At 61.1% G+C, this 18,312-nt stretch carries 13 protein-coding genes and 5 pseudogenes; 5 read left to right on the top strand and 13 right to left on the bottom strand.

What is annotated here, in order from left to right:
• Positions 1-163 precede the first annotated feature (163 nt).
• Positions 164-589, top strand: a pseudogene (locus FSO04_RS41530) (IS5 family transposase); the annotation flags it as partial.
• A 10-nt stretch (positions 590-599) separates the two neighbouring features.
• Here the strand turns inward: FSO04_RS41530 and FSO04_RS41525 are convergent.
• Both FSO04_RS41525 and FSO04_RS41520 read right to left on the bottom strand, forming a co-directional pair.
• On the bottom strand, positions 600-2,243 hold the full coding sequence (locus tag FSO04_RS41525; RefSeq protein ID WP_166618367.1) for an NEL-type E3 ubiquitin ligase domain-containing protein: 1,644 nt from the start codon (positions 2,241-2,243) through the stop codon (positions 600-602).
• 539 nt (positions 2,244-2,782) lie between these two features.
• Complete coding sequence (locus tag FSO04_RS41520) at positions 2,783-4,198, bottom strand: hypothetical protein (protein ID WP_154567183.1); 1,416 nt, start codon at positions 4,196-4,198, stop codon at positions 2,783-2,785.
• 344 nt (positions 4,199-4,542) lie between these two features.
• On the opposite strand from FSO04_RS41520, the gene FSO04_RS48025 reads away from it, so the two are divergent.
• Positions 4,543-4,821 (top strand): hypothetical protein, encoded by a 279-nt coding sequence (locus tag FSO04_RS48025; protein WP_233465194.1) that lies wholly within the window; start codon positions 4,543-4,545, stop codon positions 4,819-4,821.
• A gap of 419 nt (positions 4,822-5,240) precedes the next feature.
• Here FSO04_RS48025 and FSO04_RS49030 read toward each other — a convergent pair.
• From FSO04_RS49030 to FSO04_RS41475, 8 genes and pseudogenes are all read right to left on the bottom strand, one after another.
• Positions 5,241-5,354: pseudogene (locus FSO04_RS49030) on the bottom strand (IS6 family transposase); the annotation flags it as partial.
• 629 nt (positions 5,355-5,983) lie between these two features.
• On the bottom strand, positions 5,984-6,817 hold the full coding sequence (gene aroE / locus FSO04_RS41505; protein ID WP_154567187.1) for a shikimate dehydrogenase: 834 nt from the start codon (positions 6,815-6,817) through the stop codon (positions 5,984-5,986).
• A complete protein-coding gene (locus FSO04_RS41500) occupies positions 6,817-8,037 on the bottom strand; it encodes a CaiB/BaiF CoA transferase family protein (RefSeq protein WP_154567181.1) in 1,221 nt (406 codons plus the stop codon). Before FSO04_RS41500 ends, aroE begins: the two co-directional genes overlap by 1 nt.
• Positions 8,037-8,495 carry a MaoC family dehydratase gene (locus FSO04_RS41495; RefSeq protein WP_154567180.1) on the bottom strand — a complete coding sequence of 153 codons (459 nt, stop codon included), beginning with the start codon at positions 8,493-8,495 and terminating at the stop codon, positions 8,037-8,039. Before FSO04_RS41495 ends, FSO04_RS41500 begins: the two co-directional genes overlap by 1 nt.
• A gap of 1 nt (position 8,496) precedes the next feature.
• Positions 8,497-8,889, bottom strand: coding sequence for a VOC family protein (locus tag FSO04_RS41490; protein ID WP_154567179.1), 393 nt, complete (start codon positions 8,887-8,889; stop codon positions 8,497-8,499).
• Positions 8,886-9,836: a ketopantoate reductase family protein gene (locus FSO04_RS41485; protein WP_168436003.1), complete on the bottom strand. Its 951-nt coding sequence runs from the start codon at positions 9,834-9,836 to the stop codon at positions 8,886-8,888. Before FSO04_RS41485 ends, FSO04_RS41490 begins: the two co-directional genes overlap by 4 nt.
• 182 nt (positions 9,837-10,018) lie before the next feature.
• Positions 10,019-10,897 (bottom strand): DMT family transporter, encoded by an 879-nt coding sequence (locus FSO04_RS41480; protein WP_154567186.1) that lies wholly within the window; start codon positions 10,895-10,897, stop codon positions 10,019-10,021.
• 178 nt (positions 10,898-11,075) lie between these two features.
• Complete coding sequence (locus tag FSO04_RS41475; RefSeq protein ID WP_154567177.1) at positions 11,076-12,521, bottom strand: MFS transporter; 1,446 nt, start codon at positions 12,519-12,521, stop codon at positions 11,076-11,078.
• Between the two features lie 246 nt (positions 12,522-12,767).
• On the opposite strand from FSO04_RS41475, the gene FSO04_RS41470 reads away from it, so the two are divergent.
• Positions 12,768-13,673 (top strand): LysR family transcriptional regulator, encoded by a 906-nt coding sequence (locus tag FSO04_RS41470; protein WP_154567176.1) that lies wholly within the window; start codon positions 12,768-12,770, stop codon positions 13,671-13,673.
• Between the two features lie 74 nt (positions 13,674-13,747).
• On the opposite strand, the pseudogene FSO04_RS41465 reads toward FSO04_RS41470, so the two are convergent.
• Positions 13,748-14,481, bottom strand: a pseudogene (locus tag FSO04_RS41465) (IS6 family transposase).
• Positions 14,482-14,844: 363 nt separating this feature from the next.
• On the opposite strand from FSO04_RS41465, the pseudogene FSO04_RS41460 reads away from it, so the two are divergent.
• A pseudogene (locus FSO04_RS41460) lies at positions 14,845-15,987 on the top strand (cysteine desulfurase family protein); the annotation flags it as partial.
• A gap of 148 nt (positions 15,988-16,135) precedes the next feature.
• Complete coding sequence (locus tag FSO04_RS48020) at positions 16,136-16,483, top strand: MBL fold metallo-hydrolase (RefSeq protein WP_233465193.1); 348 nt, start codon at positions 16,136-16,138, stop codon at positions 16,481-16,483.
• 558 nt (positions 16,484-17,041) lie between these two features.
• Here FSO04_RS48020 and FSO04_RS41450 read toward each other — a convergent pair.
• Positions 17,042-17,579 (bottom strand): annotated as a pseudogene (locus FSO04_RS41450) (DDE-type integrase/transposase/recombinase); the annotation flags it as partial.
• Positions 17,572-17,871, bottom strand: a complete 300-nt coding sequence (locus tag FSO04_RS48015) for a group II intron maturase-specific domain-containing protein (RefSeq protein WP_233465195.1) — start codon at positions 17,869-17,871, stop codon at positions 17,572-17,574. The pseudogene FSO04_RS41450 and the gene FSO04_RS48015, both read right to left, overlap by 8 nt.
• Positions 17,872-18,312: the final 441 nt, after the last annotated feature.

Genomic DNA, 18,312 nt, shown 5'->3' with positions numbered 1-18,312 from the left:
AGATCAACGAGCCACCGTTCGAGCTGCGCACTATCGCGACGCCCGCACGCCTCGAGCATGCGCGTCACGCACACGCCCGCGTCCCCAAGCGGGCCCTTCAGATCCGCGTTGAGTTCCGTCACGAGGCTTCCGACCAACGCCATCTTGCCCGCGTGTGAACGCAATTACGCCGTGGGCTGAGTTGTGCGCGGTGGTCGAACCGCATTTTCCGAAGCGGGGCAACGGCCGCTTGCCGATTGGTCTGGAGCGCATGCTGCGCATCCACTTCATTCAGCACTGGTTCAATCCGGCGGACTTTGCCTGCGAAGAAGCGCTGTACGACAGCGTCAGCCTGCGTCGCTTTGTCGGGATTGACCTGGGCTGTGAAGCCGTACCGGACGCGACGACGCTGCTCAAATTCCGGCGCCTGCTTGAGACGCACAAACTGGGCGAGCATCTGTTTGCCGAAGTCGGTCGGGTGCTGCAGGCCAGCGGCATGAAGCTCAGGAGCGGCACCATCGTGGACGCCACGATCATCGGCGCGCCGGGCTCGACGAAGAATCAGCAGAAGGCGCGCGATCCGGAGATGCATCAGACCCGCAAGCAGCAATGCTGTCACCCTATGGAAAGCGACGTTCATGAGCCGCAAGATTGGCACTCGTCATCAACTGGTACCAGTCCTGTTCAGCCTGCGCCTTGCGCTGCGCGACATCATCGAGCGCGTCCTTGTACGCGCCGCTCGTCATCTCTTCCGTCCGCTCGCCCAACGCCTCCAGCTCATCGTGGAACGGTTTGGTCATCCCGTTGAAGTCGTGTGCATGGCTGCGCTGCAGCGCCTTTTGCCACGGCCCGTAGCCCGCCAGGAACGTTACCATCTGCGGGCCGCCCTCGAGCGCGCGCACCCGTGACTTGGCCTCTTCCAGGTCCTGTGCGCTGACTTGCGAGCACGCGAAATACAGCATCTCCCGGTTGCGTCCCGGCAGATCCAGCGTTTCGCGCAACTGCACCTGATATGCGAGATACACCTCGATTTCGTCGACCGTGCGCAACGACGCCACTTTCTCGCGTGCAATCTGCTGCAGCGTCTCCTGGCGAAACAATTGCCTGCCCAGTGCCAGCACCTGTGTGCCGCTCAGCTCGCCGCGCTCCGCGCGCCGGTTGACCACCGCGTGCTCGAGGTTCTGAAAGCCCAGAGCCACTCGGTCGCCACAGGTGCCCAACGCTTCGCCGGCCATCATGAAACACTGCGCGCGCAGGTCCGCGTCGTGCCTCATGCCCTGCAGCAGGTCGGCCACGCGCCGCTGCAGATCCATGCGCGTCATCGGGTTCTGCGCATCGGCCGTATGCGACAGGCGCTCGAGCAACTGCGTGAACGATGGCGCGTTCGCCTCGTCATCGAACGCGTGCCAGCCGCTGAAGGCCTCGTCGCCCGAACTGCGCGCTTGCGGAGCCCACTCCGTCACCGCCTGAACGAGCGGACTAACCGGGTTATCGACGCTCGCCTCGTCGCGGATGCAGAAGTCGATGCGCGGCCCACACTCCGCGGCTGCCGCCTGGATGTCCTGTAATACGGCCCTGGAAATCGGGTTTCCGGTCAGATACACCGTGCAGGTGGGCTGCAGATTCATGTGCGATGACGGCAGCGACGTCAACTGGTTCCAGCTCACGTCGAGGCAGGTCAGCGTGTGCAGCTCGCCGAGCACATCGGGCAGCGCGGTCAGCCCATTGCCTTCTGCCTCCAGCGTCTCGAGCAAATGCAGTTGGCCAATCGAATCGGGCAGCGACGTCAACTGGTTCGAGGCCACATCGAGGCAGGTCAGCACGCGCAGCTCGCCGAACACATCGGGCAGCGTGGTCAGCCCATTGCCCGATGCATCCAGCCCCTCAAGCCGATGCAGTTGTTCAATCCAATCAGGCAGCAACGTCAACTCGTTCCCGGCCACGTCCAGGTGGGTCAGCGCGTGCATGTCGGCGAGTGACTCGGGCAGCGCAGTCAGCGCATTGCCCGATACATCCAGCCTCTCGAGCCGATGCAGTCGGCCAATCGAATCCGGCAGCGACAGCAGCCCGTTCCCGCGCACGTACAGGTCGGTCAGCGCGCACAGTTCCCCGAGCGACTCGGGCAGCGCGGTCAGCGCATTGCGCTCCGCACTCAGCTTATCGAGCCGATGCAGTCGGCCAATCGAATCTGGCAGCGACAGCAGCTCGCTCCCGTTCACGTTCAGGTCGGTCAGCCAGTCGAGCTGGCCGAGCAAATCGGGCAACGACGACAGGCGGAGGTTTTGCAGGTATAGCGCGGGCGACTTGTCCCGGTAGCACGCCTCGATTTGATTGCAAGCGCGACGCGCGGAAAAAGCTTGGTCTGGGGGGACTCCATCCCGCCACGCGCGAAGCGCATCCATGAACCCTGTAAAGGGAACCAGGTCTGCACGCCCCTGATGCGCGAGCGGAACGCCATCGGCACTCGCGCGCCCGCGAGACGCGATGTTCCCATCCGAGACATGGCAAAGTGAACGCTCGGGCGACGCCGCGTCTGCGAAAGATTGTGGAACGTGGGATGCTGAACGCGCGGTGGCGGTGCTTCTATTTTCCAGGCGCGAGGTGAGTCGCGTCAGGCGTGAAAGCATGGCATTTCCTGCCGACTCGCGTTCCCTGAACGCCAACGCCGGTGGATGTGATGCCTCGGCAAGGTCGGGTCGCCCGTCTGCTCCCTGGCCACTGACTGCCTCCTCGGAAGTACCCTCACTGACTCTCATGTACCCTTTCTCCTGACTGTTGCGACGGTTTGGGCTGGTGACTATTGTCAGCGCGATTGTTCACGCGCGTGCTGGCTTTGACGAGCACGTGCCTGCCTTCTCAAGTTTCTGAGTTCGACGCGGGCGCCTGACTGTTCGACGTACGGCAGGAAGTCGATCTGACTTTCGAGCGATCTCAGAGGCAAGGTCTGGTGTTCCATCGGGAGCCGCCCGATCACCGCAAGCACAGCGCTCAAGGCGGCCCCCCGCTGCCCGCTTGGCAGGGCACGGATTCGCCTTGCGAGCCATGTCAGCAGCCCTTCGTGCGACATCAGGGGGGCAGGCGGGAGCAGCGCGACCGGGTGTTCCTCCGCGAGCTGTCCGGTCGCTGCAGCCACCCGGTTGAAGATGACTTGCCGATGCTCGTCCGGCAGGTAACTGATCGACTGTGCGAGAGCCTTCAGCGACGCGGCGCGGTGTTCCACCCGGAGCTGCCCGGTTGCCGCGAACACATGGTTCAAGGCGGCCTGCCGCGGCTCGTCCGGTAGGCGAACGATCGGCTCTGCGAGAGCCGCCAGTGGCATGGCCTGGCGTTCCTCGGGGAGCTGCCCGGTTGCTGCGAGCACATTGCTGACGGCGGCCTGCCACTGCTCTTTCGGCAGGTCAATGATCAACTGTGAGAGAGCCTGCAGCGGCGTGGCCCGGTGTTCCTTGGGGAGTTGCCCGGTCGCTGCGAGCACATCGCTGAAGCCGGCCTGCCGCTGCCCGGCCGGTAGGAAAATAATCGACTCTGAGAGAGCCTTCAGTGGCGTGGCCCGGTGTTCCTTGGGGAGCTGCGCGGTCGCCGCCAGCACACCATCGAAGGCGGCGCACTTATGCACGTCCGGCAGATCGGCAAACCGATCTCTGAGCGTTGCCAGCAACTCGGTCCGGTCTTTCACCGGGAGCTGAGTGGCTGCTTCAAGCACGCCGTTGAAAGCTGTCTGCCTCTGGTTGCTCCCTAGCCAGTTGATTTGACCAGCGAGAGCCGTTAGCGGTCCGCGCCGGAAGATCGGCACGAGGTTCTGGATCGATCGCAAACGTTCTTGCACATCTTCCAGGCTGAGAATGTTCCGTACGTCGAGAGTAAAGCGCGCTCTTTCTCTTTCATCCTTCAATATGTCATAAGTCTCCCGGCCCACCATTGCCAGCCTAACCATGTCTTGTCTTCGCAATTTCGCTGCGATTTCCCGAATCAAGGGCGCAGGCAGTTGGGCGAGTTGGGTGGCCCGGCGAGACGAGACCGTTGCGCCGAACCCGGATGTCAGCGGCACTTCCTTCAGAGGTGAGGCCAGTTTGTCGAGCGCAGATGGTGTGACGGGGCGAGAGGATTCTGCCTGAGCAAACTGCAGTTCGTGGTGTGCTGTTGCACCGTGGGCCTCGGAGCTATCTGGAGCCAACGTAGTGCCGATTGCCTCGCCAGAACGGATTGGGTTGGTTCGCATAAGAATGCCTCTCTTGGTCTTGTCGCCGATTTTTCGCCGAATCAGTCGATTGGTAACCCGTTGTCGTTATCGGTTCCTCACGAAGGCAGCACGCCCGAGTGGCCAAGACCGTCGTGCAACGCCCGCTTTCCACTTCGCTGCCGCCAGTTCGAGTGACACAGCCAGTACCGCGTCTGTGGCATGCATCCTGCTCGACCGACTCGTGCGCATGACATCCTCCGTTGAGCAAGTCTCGACACGCTGACTCTACGGATCAGAGCGTTGTCTCTCCTGCTACATTGGGTTGTGAGGCGGAACCCCTATAAGGACAGCAGGAGCACGCTCGGGACTGACAGGAGCCTGAAATGGCGCGCACAGATCTGGCGGTACTCGCTGGCGTCGGAATTCTCGCGCTGGCCTGTCTCGTCGTGTACGGCATCTACCTGTACTGGAGTAGCGATAGCTACCGCGATCGAAAGCGGCAATTGGAGCCGCAGATAGGCAGTGCGCATGCGATCCAGAAGAATGAGAAACAGTTTTCGGGAACTGAGGCCACTATGGGCACGCAACTAAGCCATCGGTGTAAGACCTCGCTGTATCGGGGCATGTCGGCAACACGCAGGACGAAAGTATCGTGTTTCTGATGGCAGGCAGCCCCGAAGATGCCCAAAAACGTGCGACTGACGCGCTGGCCGCTATCCATTGCATCGTCGCGCCCGATGAAGGGTATCTCTACAACCTCGCCTCGTTCCGCGAGCTGATTGATGATGGTGTCAGCGAGGATGGAGAATTGCGGATATTCGAGATTGCATGGGGAGGCCCGAACATCAGCGCGTGGGCTGAGCATCCGCTTTTTCTGACCGACGCCCCTACCTTGCTTGGCAAGTGGGCTGAGTTATACGCGGACCTTGCGCGGGAGATGCTACCCGTGCGATCAACCGGGCCCGAAGTTGACGATCGGCGCAGCAATACCCGGTACTACCTTGGTGACGCTGGCAGCATCAAGCGGTCAACGAAGAGCCTTTTTATTTCCGCCAATGACCGAACGGCGTGTACGCACGCCGAGATCTCGAAGGCTGTGCTTGTAACGCACGTACCAGTGCACGCATTGGACGATGATTTCGCGGTCGAAGTGGCGGCCGCTGAACAGCCAGTCGATGTCTCCGGACTTACTCATTGAGTGCTCGCGCTCGCCAAAAACCGAGCATCACCCACTGTTTCTCTGATTTGCACCAGAGTCATGAGGGGCACGGCTTGGCGTTTTCCGGCTAATACAGGCCGAAAATGTCGTGAGCGGTCCAGCTATAGTGCGTTCGTTCTTAAAACGCCTCGTGCAACTTCGAATCCGTGTCTTCCAGATGAAATAAGTCCCGTGGCAGCCGGGTCCATAAGCCGCTGACCAAAGTGCTTTGTTGCTGATTGATAGGGCGTCGGCAAGCGAGCAGTCTCTCGCCAATCATTTTGCGCTGGTCGCATGCCGGAGTGGTCACGGAAACGGACATCTCATTAATGGGCTCATGCGCGCGGTGTATCCGAACTGGTTTCTGCAGCGTGCCGGATACGGCACTTACTCAGCCAAACAATTCAAGATTGCCGAGTACGCCGTTGAAGCCACCTTTGCACATGCTCATGAGTCTGGAGAATGGCAGCTGGCGGTCAAACGCGTCGACAAATTAACGATGCGCGTCCGGATGGATCGCGTTGAGCACTTTGGTCCGGTCGATCGTCAACGTGAGCAACGGTCCGTCGACCTCGTAGCGGCAGTAACGGTAGGCGTCTGGTGTCATCTGCGACTTCCTGATACGTTCAATCGAGCGGAACCGTCAGCTGGCCGATCACGACTCGCGTCCGGGGTCGCACGCCACGCCACCAGGCGAAGGCTTCTGCTGCCTGCTCCACCAGCATGCCGACGCCGTCCGCGACACCCACTACGCCCGCATTGCGCGCGAGCCGCAAGAAGGGCGTCAGCCGCTTGCCGTAGGCCAGCTCATAGGCGGTACACTCCGGGCTGAAGACACTCGGTGGAACCGGCGGTAACTCGCCAGTGAGACTGGCCGAAGTCGCGTTGACGATCAGGTCGAAGTGTCCCATCGCTTCAAGATCGCCGTAGCCGCAGGCGAGCAGCGGACCGCCCGCGACAACCTGCGCGACCAGCGCCTGGACCTTCGGGACGTCCCGGTTCGCAATCACGAGTTCAGCGGGTCGCGCCGCGATGAACGGCAGCAATGCTCCACGCACCGCGCCACCCGCGCCAAGGACCAGCACGCGCTTGCCGGCCATCGGCAGGCTCAGGTTGACTTCGATATCGCGCACCAGGCCGACACCGTCGAAGTTCTCGGCCACGATCCGCCCGTCCTTGAAGCTCAGCGCGTTAGCGGCGCCAGCCAGCGCCGCCCGCTCGCTGCGTTCATCGGCGATCGCGAACGCCTTCAGCTTGAACGGCGCGGTCACGTTCATGCCCTTGCCACCGGCCGCGACGAACGCACGCACGGTCCTGGCGAAGGCGTCGTGCGGCTCCAGCGGACCCTCGATCGCCGTATAGGACATGTCCTGCTGCGACTCTTTTGCAAAGAGTCCGTGGATCAGCGGAGATTTCGTGTGTCCAATCGGGTTGCCGATCACTGCGTACTGGTCGCTCATCATGGCCTCACCGTCGAATACAACACACCATCGGTTTGCATCGCGTCGATTTCGGCTGCGCCAAAGCCCAGCGACTGCGCCACTTCCGCGTTGTGCTGACCGAGATCGGGCGCGACCTCACGAATCGTCGTGTCGCAGTCCGAGAAGCGAAAGGGCAGGTTCGGCAGACGCAACTTCCCGTAGCGCGGGTGCTCCTGCTCGACGACCATGCCTCGCGCGACGATCTGCGGATCGGTGAGTACTTCGTCGATGCGTTGCACCTTCGCACAAGGCACGTCAATGCCATCGAGCAGGTCCAGCACCTGTGCGACCGGCTGGCTGGCCACCCAGGGTTTCACGATGGACAGAATCTCCAGCCGGTTCGTATTGCGTCCCGCGAGGGTGTGAAAACGCGTGTCGGTGCCGAAGCCAGCGGGGCCGCCATGCGCTTCGATCAGCGCTGCGAAGCGCTTCCACGCTTCGTCTACTTGCGCGGCGATCACAAGGTCGCCATCAGCGGCACGGAACACGCCGTAGAGCGTCGACGTCGGCATGTCGTGGCCGGTCTGCTCGGGGACGATGCCTTGCATCGTGTAGCACTGCACCGCGTACTCGTGCATCGACACCAGCGTGTCGTACAGCGCCATATCGATGTGCTGGCCCCGGCCGCTCTTCACGCGGCCGAGTAGCGCTGCGTTGATCGCCGCCACCGCGTGAATGCCGGTGTACATGTCGCCGAGCGAGATGCGCATCAGCGGCGGTGGCTCGCCGGGATTGCCGATCATCTGCATGATCCCACTCTTGGCTTCGGCAATCAGGCCGAAGCCGGCGCGATGCGCGTCCGGTCCCGTATGGCCGTATGCCGAGATCGAGCAGTAGACGAGGCCCGGATTGCGTGCGGACAACTCCTCATAGCCCAGCCCGAGCTTGTTCAGCGCGCCGGGCCGGTAGTTCTCGACAAACACATCCGCCGAGTCGCACAGGCGCTGCATGAATTCCTTGCCGCGCGAGTCCTTCATGTCGACGCTAACGCCGCGTTTGCCCATGTTGAGCTGCAGGAAGTAGCCGCTCTGCTCATCATCGAGCACGGTGGCGTGCTGACGTCCAGCATCGCCGCTGACCGGACGTTCGACCTTGATGACTTCGGCGCCGAGCGCCGCGAGGCAGCGCCCGACGTACGGGCCGGCCAGAAAATGGCTGTAGTCGACGACGCGAATACCTTCGAGAGGACGGGCTTGCATCAGAACGCTCCCGGCCGGCGCGGCACCATCAGACGATGTTCGCCGTGCTGGACAACCTGGCCATCCTGATTGATCAGATCTGAGGGCAGCACGACGATGCCCCAGTCTGGGCGGCTTTTGCTCGCACGCATCGCGCTCACGTGGAATTTCACGTGCAGCACGTCGTTGACCTTGATCGGCAGGTTGAAATCCCATGTCCAGCCGAGCGACATGCCGGGCAGGAAACGGTAAGTGCTTTGGGTCTTGAGGCCATCGGCGATAGACAAGCCAAACAGACCGTGTGCGACGATCGATCCGAAGTGACTCGCGTTCGCGTATGCCTCGTCTACGTGGACCGGTGTGTGATCGCCAGTGAGATCGGCGTAGGCCAGAATGCGTTCTTTGGTCACCGTGTAAGTCGGGCTTACGCATTCGTCGCCTTCGCGGGCATCGTCCCAGTATTTATCGACGATCGTCATGTCACACCTCCGCGCGCGGGTTGATGTTCAGTGCACGCGCCACGCACGAGGCTGGCTTGGCCTGAATCAGTTCGACGGCGAGTCCGTCCGGCAGGCGCAACCAGTTGCGTCCCTGCGGCATTTCGCTGACGTCGTATCGATGCGCGGCGGCGAGCGCCGCCTCCATGTCTTCGCACATCACGCCGAGATGACCGAGCCGGCCTTCGGGCGCGTCATGGTTCGGGTTATGGATGAATTGCAGACCGCCGAGCGTCCAGTACTGCCGGGGTTCCTCGACCGTGCCGTCGACCTCGCGCATCGTCATGCCGAGCACGTCCTCGAAAAAACGGATATGCCAGTGAATGTCTTTCACCCAGATGGCGACGTGCTCCAGATAGGCCTTGCTGCCGTTCATGCGGTTGTCTCCAGATGTTGTCGGTCGGTCATGGCGCGCTCGATGCCCTTGATGCAGGCCACCAGCGTCGCGTTGACCGGGGTCGGCACGCCATGCCGTTGTCCCCAGCGCACGACCGCGCCGTTGATAAAGTCGATTTCGGTGATGGAGCCCTTTTCAAGGCTCTGCAACATCGAGGTCTTGAAGGCAGGGGAGAGTCCTTCTCCGGCAAGCGTCCACGGGCGTTCGGGATCGGTGATGGAGAGCCTCACACCGGCGGAGTGCGCAACCGCCATCGCCTCGGCGACCGCTGCGAGCGCGGTCGTCTTCAGAAGCGCTTCGTCGTAGAGTTGGCCGTACGTCAGGCCGGTGATGCCGGTCAGCGCGCCAGTCGCGACATTGACCAGCAGCTTGTCCCACATCGTGCCGACGATGTTGTCGCTGACCGTGGTGGCCAGTCCGGCGGCGTTGAAGGTTTCGGCGAGCGCCGTTGCGCGAGAGGTAATCCGGCCATCGAGTTCGCCGATGTAGGTGGCTTTGCCGGCGACGCCTGACTCGATGTGGCCCGGGTTGCGCATCACGCCGCCAACGTACGTCTTGCCAGCCAGCACGCGTTCGCGCCCCACGATGCCGGCGAGCACGTCTTCGTGCCCCAGGCCGTTCTGCAACGACAGGACCAGCGTTTCGGGCCCGATCAGCGCCAGTGCGCCGCGCATCGCGGCATCGGTATGAAATGATTTGACCAGCACGACAACCAGGTCGACGACGCCGGCCTCGGCCGCCTGTGTCGCCGCGCGGACCTTCACGCGACGGGAACCCTCCGCATCGTCCACCTGCAGACCATCACGCCTCATCGCCTCCACATGCACTGCCGAACGGTTCAGCAACCAGGCCTCATTGCCGCCTTCGGTCAGCGCCGCGCCAATGGCACAGCCCAGTGCCCCCGCACCCAGAATCGCAATCTTCACTGCCATCTCCTTAACATGGAGATCAAGATACGAGTAGGCGCTCATGTCGGCAATACAATGATCACAATGACATCATTGCTCCAGGCAATATAGGGGGCAAACTCGCGACTGTAAGCAGCAAATATCCATTCGCGGAGCGGCGCCTGCACCGGCCGATTTGCCAATGTCAAGGCGGCGGCTTCTTACCTAAGCCGTGCCCGCGCATGCAGCAGCACTGTGCCGATTCCGCTGATGGCGATCACGATCATGCCCAAGGCCGTCCATAGGTCGGGGACCTTGCCAAAGAACGCCCAGCTAAACAGCGTCGCGAATGCGAGTTGCGCATAGCCGAACGGGGTGAGCACGGCGAGCGGTGTTCTGCGCAATGCCTGTAGCATCAGCAGATGGCCGAAGGTTGCAAGCGACGCCATCACGAGAACCAGCAGCCAGCTACCAACCGTCACCTTGCGGATTTCGGGTAAGAGGCCCGCCTGATCGACCCATAGCAGTGCAGCAAGCACGATGCTCGCAACCACTGCAGTAATGAAATTGGTGGTGATCGGGTCGCCTGCCGTCGACAATTTGCTGGACACGACCTGAAAGCATGCAAAGGTCGCGGCGGCGCCAATCGGGAATGCAACTGTCCAGCTAAAATCGCCGCTGCCTGGCCGCACGACGATCAGCATCCCGATAAAGCCCAAAACGACCATCGACCATTTGCTTTTCGGCACGTCTTCGTTGAGCAGGGTTGCCGCAAGCAGCGTTGAAATCAGCGGCGCCATCATCGCCAGCGATGTAGTGACGGGGAGCGGCAAATAGCGCAGACCCGCAAATGTGCAGGCCGAGTTGAGGAGGAGAAGGAAAGCGCGCAGGAGTTGCAGTTTTAGCACGCCGGCGTCGCGGAAATGTTCAATGCCACGCCTTGCCTGCCAGACGCCAAGGGCGACCGCCTGGAAGCTGTAACGTCCGAGAAGCAGGGCTACGAGTGGCACTGCCGAGCCGATGACCTTGACGACGGAATCGCTCGCGGCGAACGTTGCGGTCGTAGCAACCATCAGCGCAATGCCGGCCTCGGCGGTCATCGGGAGTGTGATTTGACGTTTCAAATCGATGCCTTTGGTATTGCCCGCCTGGTCTGCGGCGAGTGGCATTTCGGCATTTCGGCAATTTGCCTTCTGCCGTATAAACAACGGCTGGTGGGACGGGCCCGGTCCCGGTCGCGATGCAGGCAGCTCCGGTGTCAAGCGCCTGCATCGCTTTCTAACGTGCCTGCACCGTGGCCTTCGCGACTCTTGTATCGTCCAGGGTTCGCTCCCGCAGCTGTTCGTATTGCTCCTTCGGGATCGGCAGCGCATCGGGATTGCCCAGATCGCTCAGTCGCACGCGATACGTCTCGCGCGCGCTCCACGCGGCAAGCGCGGAGATGATCGTCACGCCAAAAGTGATGGAGCCGATGATGAGCGGAATATTGTTCGAACCTGGCGGAGCGACGGCCGCGAAAAGTGCCGGAAGCAGCGCGGTGACGGTCGTGCCGATGTTCTGCGCGATTGCCATCGCCGAGACGCGTGAGCGGGTCGGGAAGAGTTCCGGATAGTAGCTTGGAAAGATCGCGTTGTAGCCCTGGTAGACCACGCCCCACATGAGTATCGACATGATGAAGGCAAGCGGCAGGTTGTGAATGCTGATCGCGTACAGGTATGCGAACGACAGCAGACCGGACGACAGCGCACCGACCATCATCGGGATCCTGCGTCCAATGCGGTCGGAGAGATTGCCGACATACGGGATCACCATGACCGCCACGATATTGCCGACTACCGGAATCCACAGATACACGCTTTTGTGAAAGCCGATGCCGTAGGAAGCCTGCACCGCGTAAGCCGCCCCGAAAATCGTCGCGACAACCGGAATGACGTTCATAAGCGCCATACCCACGACGCGGATCATGTCGCGCCAGCTGTACTTGAACGCTTCGATAATTGGGGCGCGCGCAACGTGGCCCCTTTCGTCCTCCTTCGCGAAGGCAGCCGTCTCCTCGACTTCACGACGGATGATATAGCCCGCCAGAAGTACTCCCGCGCTCAACAGGAAAGGAATGCGCCAGCCCCATGATACGAACGATTCTTCAGGCATGTAGTACGCAAGCGGCAGGAACACGGCGGCGGCGAGAATCTGGCCGGCCTGGACGCCCTGCAGCGTGAAGCTCGCGAAGTAACCGCGTCGGCCGAACGGCGCCTGCTCCATGATCATCGAACTGGCCCCCGATATTTCGCCGGCTACCGCGAAGCCCTGCACGAGGCGCAGGATCACGAGAAGCGTTGGGGCGAGCATGCCGACCGAATGGTAGGTCGGCAGGAGGCCAACGGCCATGGTCGAGAAGCCCATCATGAACATGCACAGCAGCAATACGGTTTTACGTCCGTGCGTATCGCCCCAATGACCGAGAAAAAACGCGCCGATAGGTCGTGCCACATAGCCGACGCCGTAGGTTGCCAGCGACGCGACGATCGCGATTTTTGGGTTCCCGGCGGGAAAGAAGATTTGCGGAAAGATCAGAGCGGCGGCTTGCGCGTAAATGAAAAAGTCATAATATTCGAGCGCCGAACCTATCCAGCCGCTTGCCGTGGCCTTCTTTGCTTGCCTGCGGTGCTTCGCAGCGGCGGGCCCATCACCTGGGCCGCCCGGTGACAGCGATTTCTTTTCCATGAAGTCTCCTGATCTTTAAGTTAGCCGGAGCAGCATCGAAGGCTGCATTCTCGGCAGTTCGCGCTCGCTGAACGTCTGGAGGTGTTGGGTCCCGCGGCATTGATCGCCGATCGCAGCCCAGTGCCCAAGGACCCGAGATCGCGATCCTCAATGGCCCATCCTTGACGGGAAGCCCAAGATACGAGTGGGCGCCCATTCCCGCAATTCAATGATTACAATGACGTCATTGCGATGGGCAATACTCCTATGAAATCGACAGAACTTCCTGATCTGAAACTGCTGCAGCTTTTCGACCTTCTGTACGATGTCCGCAGCGTCACGCGTGTGGCCGAGCAGCTCGGACAGAGTCAGCCGACGATTAGCATTTGGCTCGGGCGTTTGCGCGAGCATCTGCAGGACCCGTTGTTCATACGTACACCGGGCGGCATGGCGCCGACGCCGCAAGCCGATGCGCTGATCGGTCCGTGCCGGGAGATTCTCGAATCGCTGCGGCGCTTCGCTGCCTGGGAGATCGCGTTCGATCCAGCCACCGCGAAACGGCGCTTCCGCATCTGCATGACCGACGCCAGCCACATCACGCTGCTTCCACGGATGCTGGCGCACGTGCGCGCGCAGGCGCCGGGCCTACGCCTGGAAGCGACGAGGATTGACGGCAATACGGAACGGGCGCTGGAATCCGGTGAGGCCGACCTTGCGATCGGCCATGTGCCCTGGCTTGGTGGTGGGATTTACCAGCAGCAGCTATATATGCAGGACTGGGTCTGTCTGGCGAATCGCCGTCACCCGAGGCTAGGCTCCAAACTCGGCTTGAAGCACTATCGCGCGGAGGGACATGTCGCGATCACTGCGGGGACGGGAGCGCAATTGCTCGAACAGGCGCTGGTGCGCGAGCACATCGATCGCGACGTGGTGCTGGAGTTACCGGGTTTCCTCGGGCTCGGGGCGATAATCAGAAGCACCGACCTGATTGCCACGCTGCCGCGACACATCGGTGAGACGCTGGCAAAGGTCAATGATCTGGCGGTCCATCCGTGTCCGGTTCCCGTGGATGGCTTCGCCGTTCGGCAGCACTGGCACGCCAGATATCACCACGAAGCGGGCAACCGTTGGCTGCGCAGTCTGGTGGCGCAGTTGTTTGGAACCTCGGGCTGATCAGGCGCATACCTCGAAAGGGCCTTGTCAACTTGTCGAGACCGAGGCGGAAAGATGGCAGGAAAGAGCATCCCTCAGAAAGCGTAGGACGGATTTCGGGTGACTTCGGTAATTTCGCACCACGCAACGAATCGCGCCACGAGCTGTTTGCGATAGAGTGAAGCTCGCAGCAGATGCCGCTTAAGCGCGAAATGTTGCCGGATCGGCCCGAAGCACGAGAGAAATCTCTGCGTGCGTTTCGGATCGCGAAAGCCACGCATGCGACGCTCGCGTTCGCGCGTCGGTTGGTGGCTGTTCTCTGCGCGGTTGTTCAGTCGGGCTGCCGCTTTGACGAACACGTGCTTCGCGTTCGCAAGTTCCGGGATCTCGGCTTTTGCCGCCGGATAGCTGCGCAACTGATCGGTGACGATCTCGCGCGGCACCGGGCTCGAACGCGGCACACGCTTGAAGAAGCGTTTGGCGGCGGCCTTGTCGCGCCGCTTTTGCATCAGGATGTCGAGTTCGGCACCGTGCTCGTCGACCGCACGCCACAATAGGTAAGGCTCGCCGCGCGGTGTGACGAGCATCTCGTCAAGATGCCACGTGCTACCTAGCTTGCGGCGCGCCGCTTTCACCCGGTGGGCAAAGCCCACGCCGAGTTTGTCGCACCAGCATCGGATCGTCTCGTACGTCACAACCACGCCGCGCTCGAAGAGCAACTCCTCAATGTCGCGCAAGCTCACTGAAAGCGGCAGCACCAGCGCACGGCGCAACTGATGACGCAGGCTGGGAAACGGTGACCGTGATAGAGCGATTTCGATTTCTTCATCACGCCATCTTACGCGACCGTTCCCGCAACTTGACAATGCTGTGCCGAGCGCTTTCGCCACGCTGATCGCGAAACGATGGGCCGGACATGCGCCGAATTGCGGTCGATGTTGTTTGAACTGGTGCGGGCTTGAAACGGCCTACCGTCGCAAGCTGCATTGAAATCACGGGGATGCCGGGTCGGACGATTAGCCGGAATACCCGTACCGACGGTCCGCTTTTGGTGAAAGAGAAAATCAATCTATCAAGATAGCGTATGCTGGCGGTCCCGTTCCAAGGATCGACGAAACGCCGAGTTTTTTTAGGAAGCTTTTCTGCACCTGTTTTCGTACAATTTCCCACTTCGATGACATCAATAGAAGCGATGATGAGTTCCAGCCTGCACTACTTCGACTACGCCGCTACCACGCCCGCCGATCCGAGGGTCATCACGTCGATGGTCCAATGCCTCGGCATCGATGGCGTGTTTGCAAATCCGGCATCAACCTCCCACCCGGCGGGCATGCAGGCGCGAAACCTCGTGGAAAATGCGCGAGCAGAAGTAGCCCGATTGATCGGTGCACTGCCGGATGAAATCGTCTGGACCTCGGGTGCAACGGAGTCAAACAACCTCGCATTAAAGGGGTTCGCGGATTCGGCCGGGCGACCGGCTCACATCGTCACCAGCCGCCTGGAACACAAAGCCATTCTTGACACTGTGGCGAGTCTCGAGAGCCGAGGGTGGGCCGTGAGCTACGCCGATCCGGACCGGAACGGTGCCATCACCGTAGAGGCGATCGCCAAAGCCTTGCGACCGGGTACCGCTATCGTTTCGTTGATGCTTGTCAACAACGAGATCGGCACGTTGACGGACATCGCTGCAATCTCCGCGATTGTGCATTCAGCAGGCGCGTTGCTTCACGTTGACGCCGCTCAGGCGCTGGGCAAAACGCCAATTGACGTCAACGCATCTGGCATCGACCTGATGTCCATCTCCGCACACAAGGCCTACGGGCCCAAGGGCATTGGCGCGTTGTACGTAAGCTCGGCTGTGGCGCAACGGCTTGCGCCGCAGATGCACGGCGGTGGGCATGAGCGCGGGTTGCGTTCGGGTACCCTGGCGACGCACCAGATTGTCGGAATGGGGGCAGCGTGTGCGATCGCACATGAGGAGATGAACTCGGACACGCGGAGAATCGCCAAACTCGGCGAGCGCCTGCTCGCCGGCGTGCTTCCACTCGAGCGTGTTCGACAGAACGCGCGGGATGGACTGCGTATTCCCCACACGTTGAGTCTGACCATCGACCATCCCGGTTTCTTCCCGTTTATGCTCGTGGGCGATCTGGCGGTTTCATCGACCTCTGCCTGTAACTCCGCAGCGGGTACACCCTCTCATGTCCTGAGCGCAATCGGGCTCAGCGATCAGGCATCCGCCAGGACCATCCGCCTTAGCCTCGGGCGCTTTACTACTGAGGAAGACATCGACCACGCTATCACCTGCATTCGGCAGGTTGTGGAACAGTGCAAGCCCAGAGTGGCTGCCGTGCAGGCTTCCGCATCGGTTTGAGGACAGCCCTGGGCATGCTGTTTCACCAACGTTTCGATTCCACGTCGAGCACCTTTACGTACCTGCTTGCCTCCCGTGCGGGGGGGGCGAAGCGATCATCATCGATACGATGAAAGAGCATTTGCGCGAGTATCTGGGTATCGTCGAGAGACTGGGCCTGCGCCTCGTCCATGCGATCGACATTCATACGCATGCGGACCACATCACCGCGCTCGGCGACCTTCGCGATGCGACTCACTGCTGCACGGCGATGGGTGAACGATCAAAGGCCGAGTGTATTTCACGGAGCGTTAGCGAAGGCGAGACCTTACACGTCGATGGGTTCCAGTTGCGCGCGATATACACGCCTGGCCACACGGACGAATCATTCAGCTTCGTGCTTAGCCCGAACGCTCCCGAAGCGGTTTTCACGGGGGATGTGCTCCTCATCGGCGGAACCGGGAGAACGGACTTCTAGGGCGGCGACGCCAGGCAGTCGTGGGATTCGATCGTCGATAAGCTCTTCAGGCTACCAGACATGACGCTCGTCTATCCGGCCCACGACTACAGGGGGCGAACTTCATCGAACATTGGTGAGGAGAGTTCATCGAATCCCCGGCTAGCGGGTAGTTCCAGGGCTGAGCACATCGAAATCATGAATGGCCTGGATCTTCCGAATCCAAAGATGATGGATTTCGCCATCCCAGCGAATCTTTTGTGCGGGCAAGCGCCTGCACGTCAGAACCTTTGAGGTTAAGGCGACATGCTCATGTACCCGGCGGTTGCTCAAGGCATAGCATACGAATCAATCGCTGGAATACCTCTTTTCGGGCGGTCACCGGTAGGCTATCGGTCGTAGTAGCCATCTTTCTGAAGCAGTGCCGAATGCGAATATGCCAGGCCAGGCGCTCGCTCGTTTGTGGCACGAAACGAGTTCTGAATATGGCTCTTTCAAGGTGACGGGCGTAGACACAGTTGTGTAGCTCAAGAGTAGTTATCCTTATTAGATAGCTTTATCGGCGGCGGTAGTGACAGTTCAACCATGCCAAGCGGCGAACGTTCTTTGAGTACGGCGCGGTGACGCGCCCCGTTCATTTGATGTCTGGGTAACGCGAAGTGCTGCCGGATTGGGCCGAAGCATGAGAGCAACGCCTGCGTGCGACGCGCATCGCGAAAGCCGCGCATCTGGCGTTCTCGCTGGCGGGGCGGCTGGTGGCTGTTCTCGGCACGGTTGGTCACGCGTGCAGCCGCTTTGACGAAAACGTGCTCACATGAGCGAGTTCGGGAATGTCAGCCTTCGCCGCCGCATAGCTGCGCAGCTGGTCGGTAACGATCCTGCGCGGCACCGGGTTTGAACGCAGCACCCTCCGGAAGAAGCGCTTTGCCGCAGCCTTGTCGCGCCGCTTTTGCACCAGCACGTCGAGTTCAGCACTATGCTCGTCGACTGCTCACCACAACAGATACGGCTCGCCGCGCAGGGTCACGAACAGGTAAGTAGGCCCGGGGGATTTCACCCCGAGCCTCTCGCAGAACCGTGCGTAAATCTCTCGATTTACACGGCTCCCGTTATCCAACCTTTACCCCCAGAAACTGCCAGTGCACAAACTGTCGCGGGTACGCCTTCCTCATCTTGTGCAACCACTCGTCGCTACGCCGTTTATGCCGTCGTAGTGTCTTGTACTTGCACCGGGCCCAGCGTGCGAGCTTGCGGTCCAGATACCGACCGAACCCCTGCATGGCCGTCCGATAGAAAGCCCCGTAATAGTTCCACCAACCACGTATCGTGGGGTTGCATTGATCGGCCAGTTCGACCAGCGACCTGAAGGTCTGACGAGGTAGCCGCCACCCCCGCACTGTCTGTCGCATCCGTTTCAGGGCATCACGACTCACGCCGGGCAGAAAGCTCGTTGAGAGCTGCCCAGACCTGGTCATCACCCTTCGCGGACGAAACAGGAAACCCAGAAATGTGAAGGTCACATTCGGGTAGGCTTGAGTACGGCTTCGGTCCCTGCAATACACGATGCCTGACTTTTCAGGATGCATCTCCAATCCGCATTCCGCCATGACCACTCCGCCCTGGGGTGTACCGCGCACCCGCGGCAGTCTCGCTCCGTCCGCAGTCTCAAACGGCGCAGTCAGCCACCGCTCGATATACAGCAGGATCCAGTCCGCCTTGATGTGCCTAGCAGGCTGTTGAAAAGTGCCTCGTCATGATGACCGAAGCTATGTTCAGGAGGCTTGCGCGTGCGATTTTCCGCTGAATTACCGGTTCGCCGCGCAATCTGCGCGGGGCATGCGCACGCATGC

The sequence above is a fragment of the Paraburkholderia madseniana genome (assembly GCF_009690905.1).
GTDB classification, from domain to species: Bacteria; Pseudomonadota; Gammaproteobacteria; order Burkholderiales; family Burkholderiaceae; genus Paraburkholderia; species Paraburkholderia madseniana.
The sequence above is the reverse complement of the archived record's forward strand: the minus strand, read 5'-3'. Positions and strand labels throughout refer to the sequence as shown.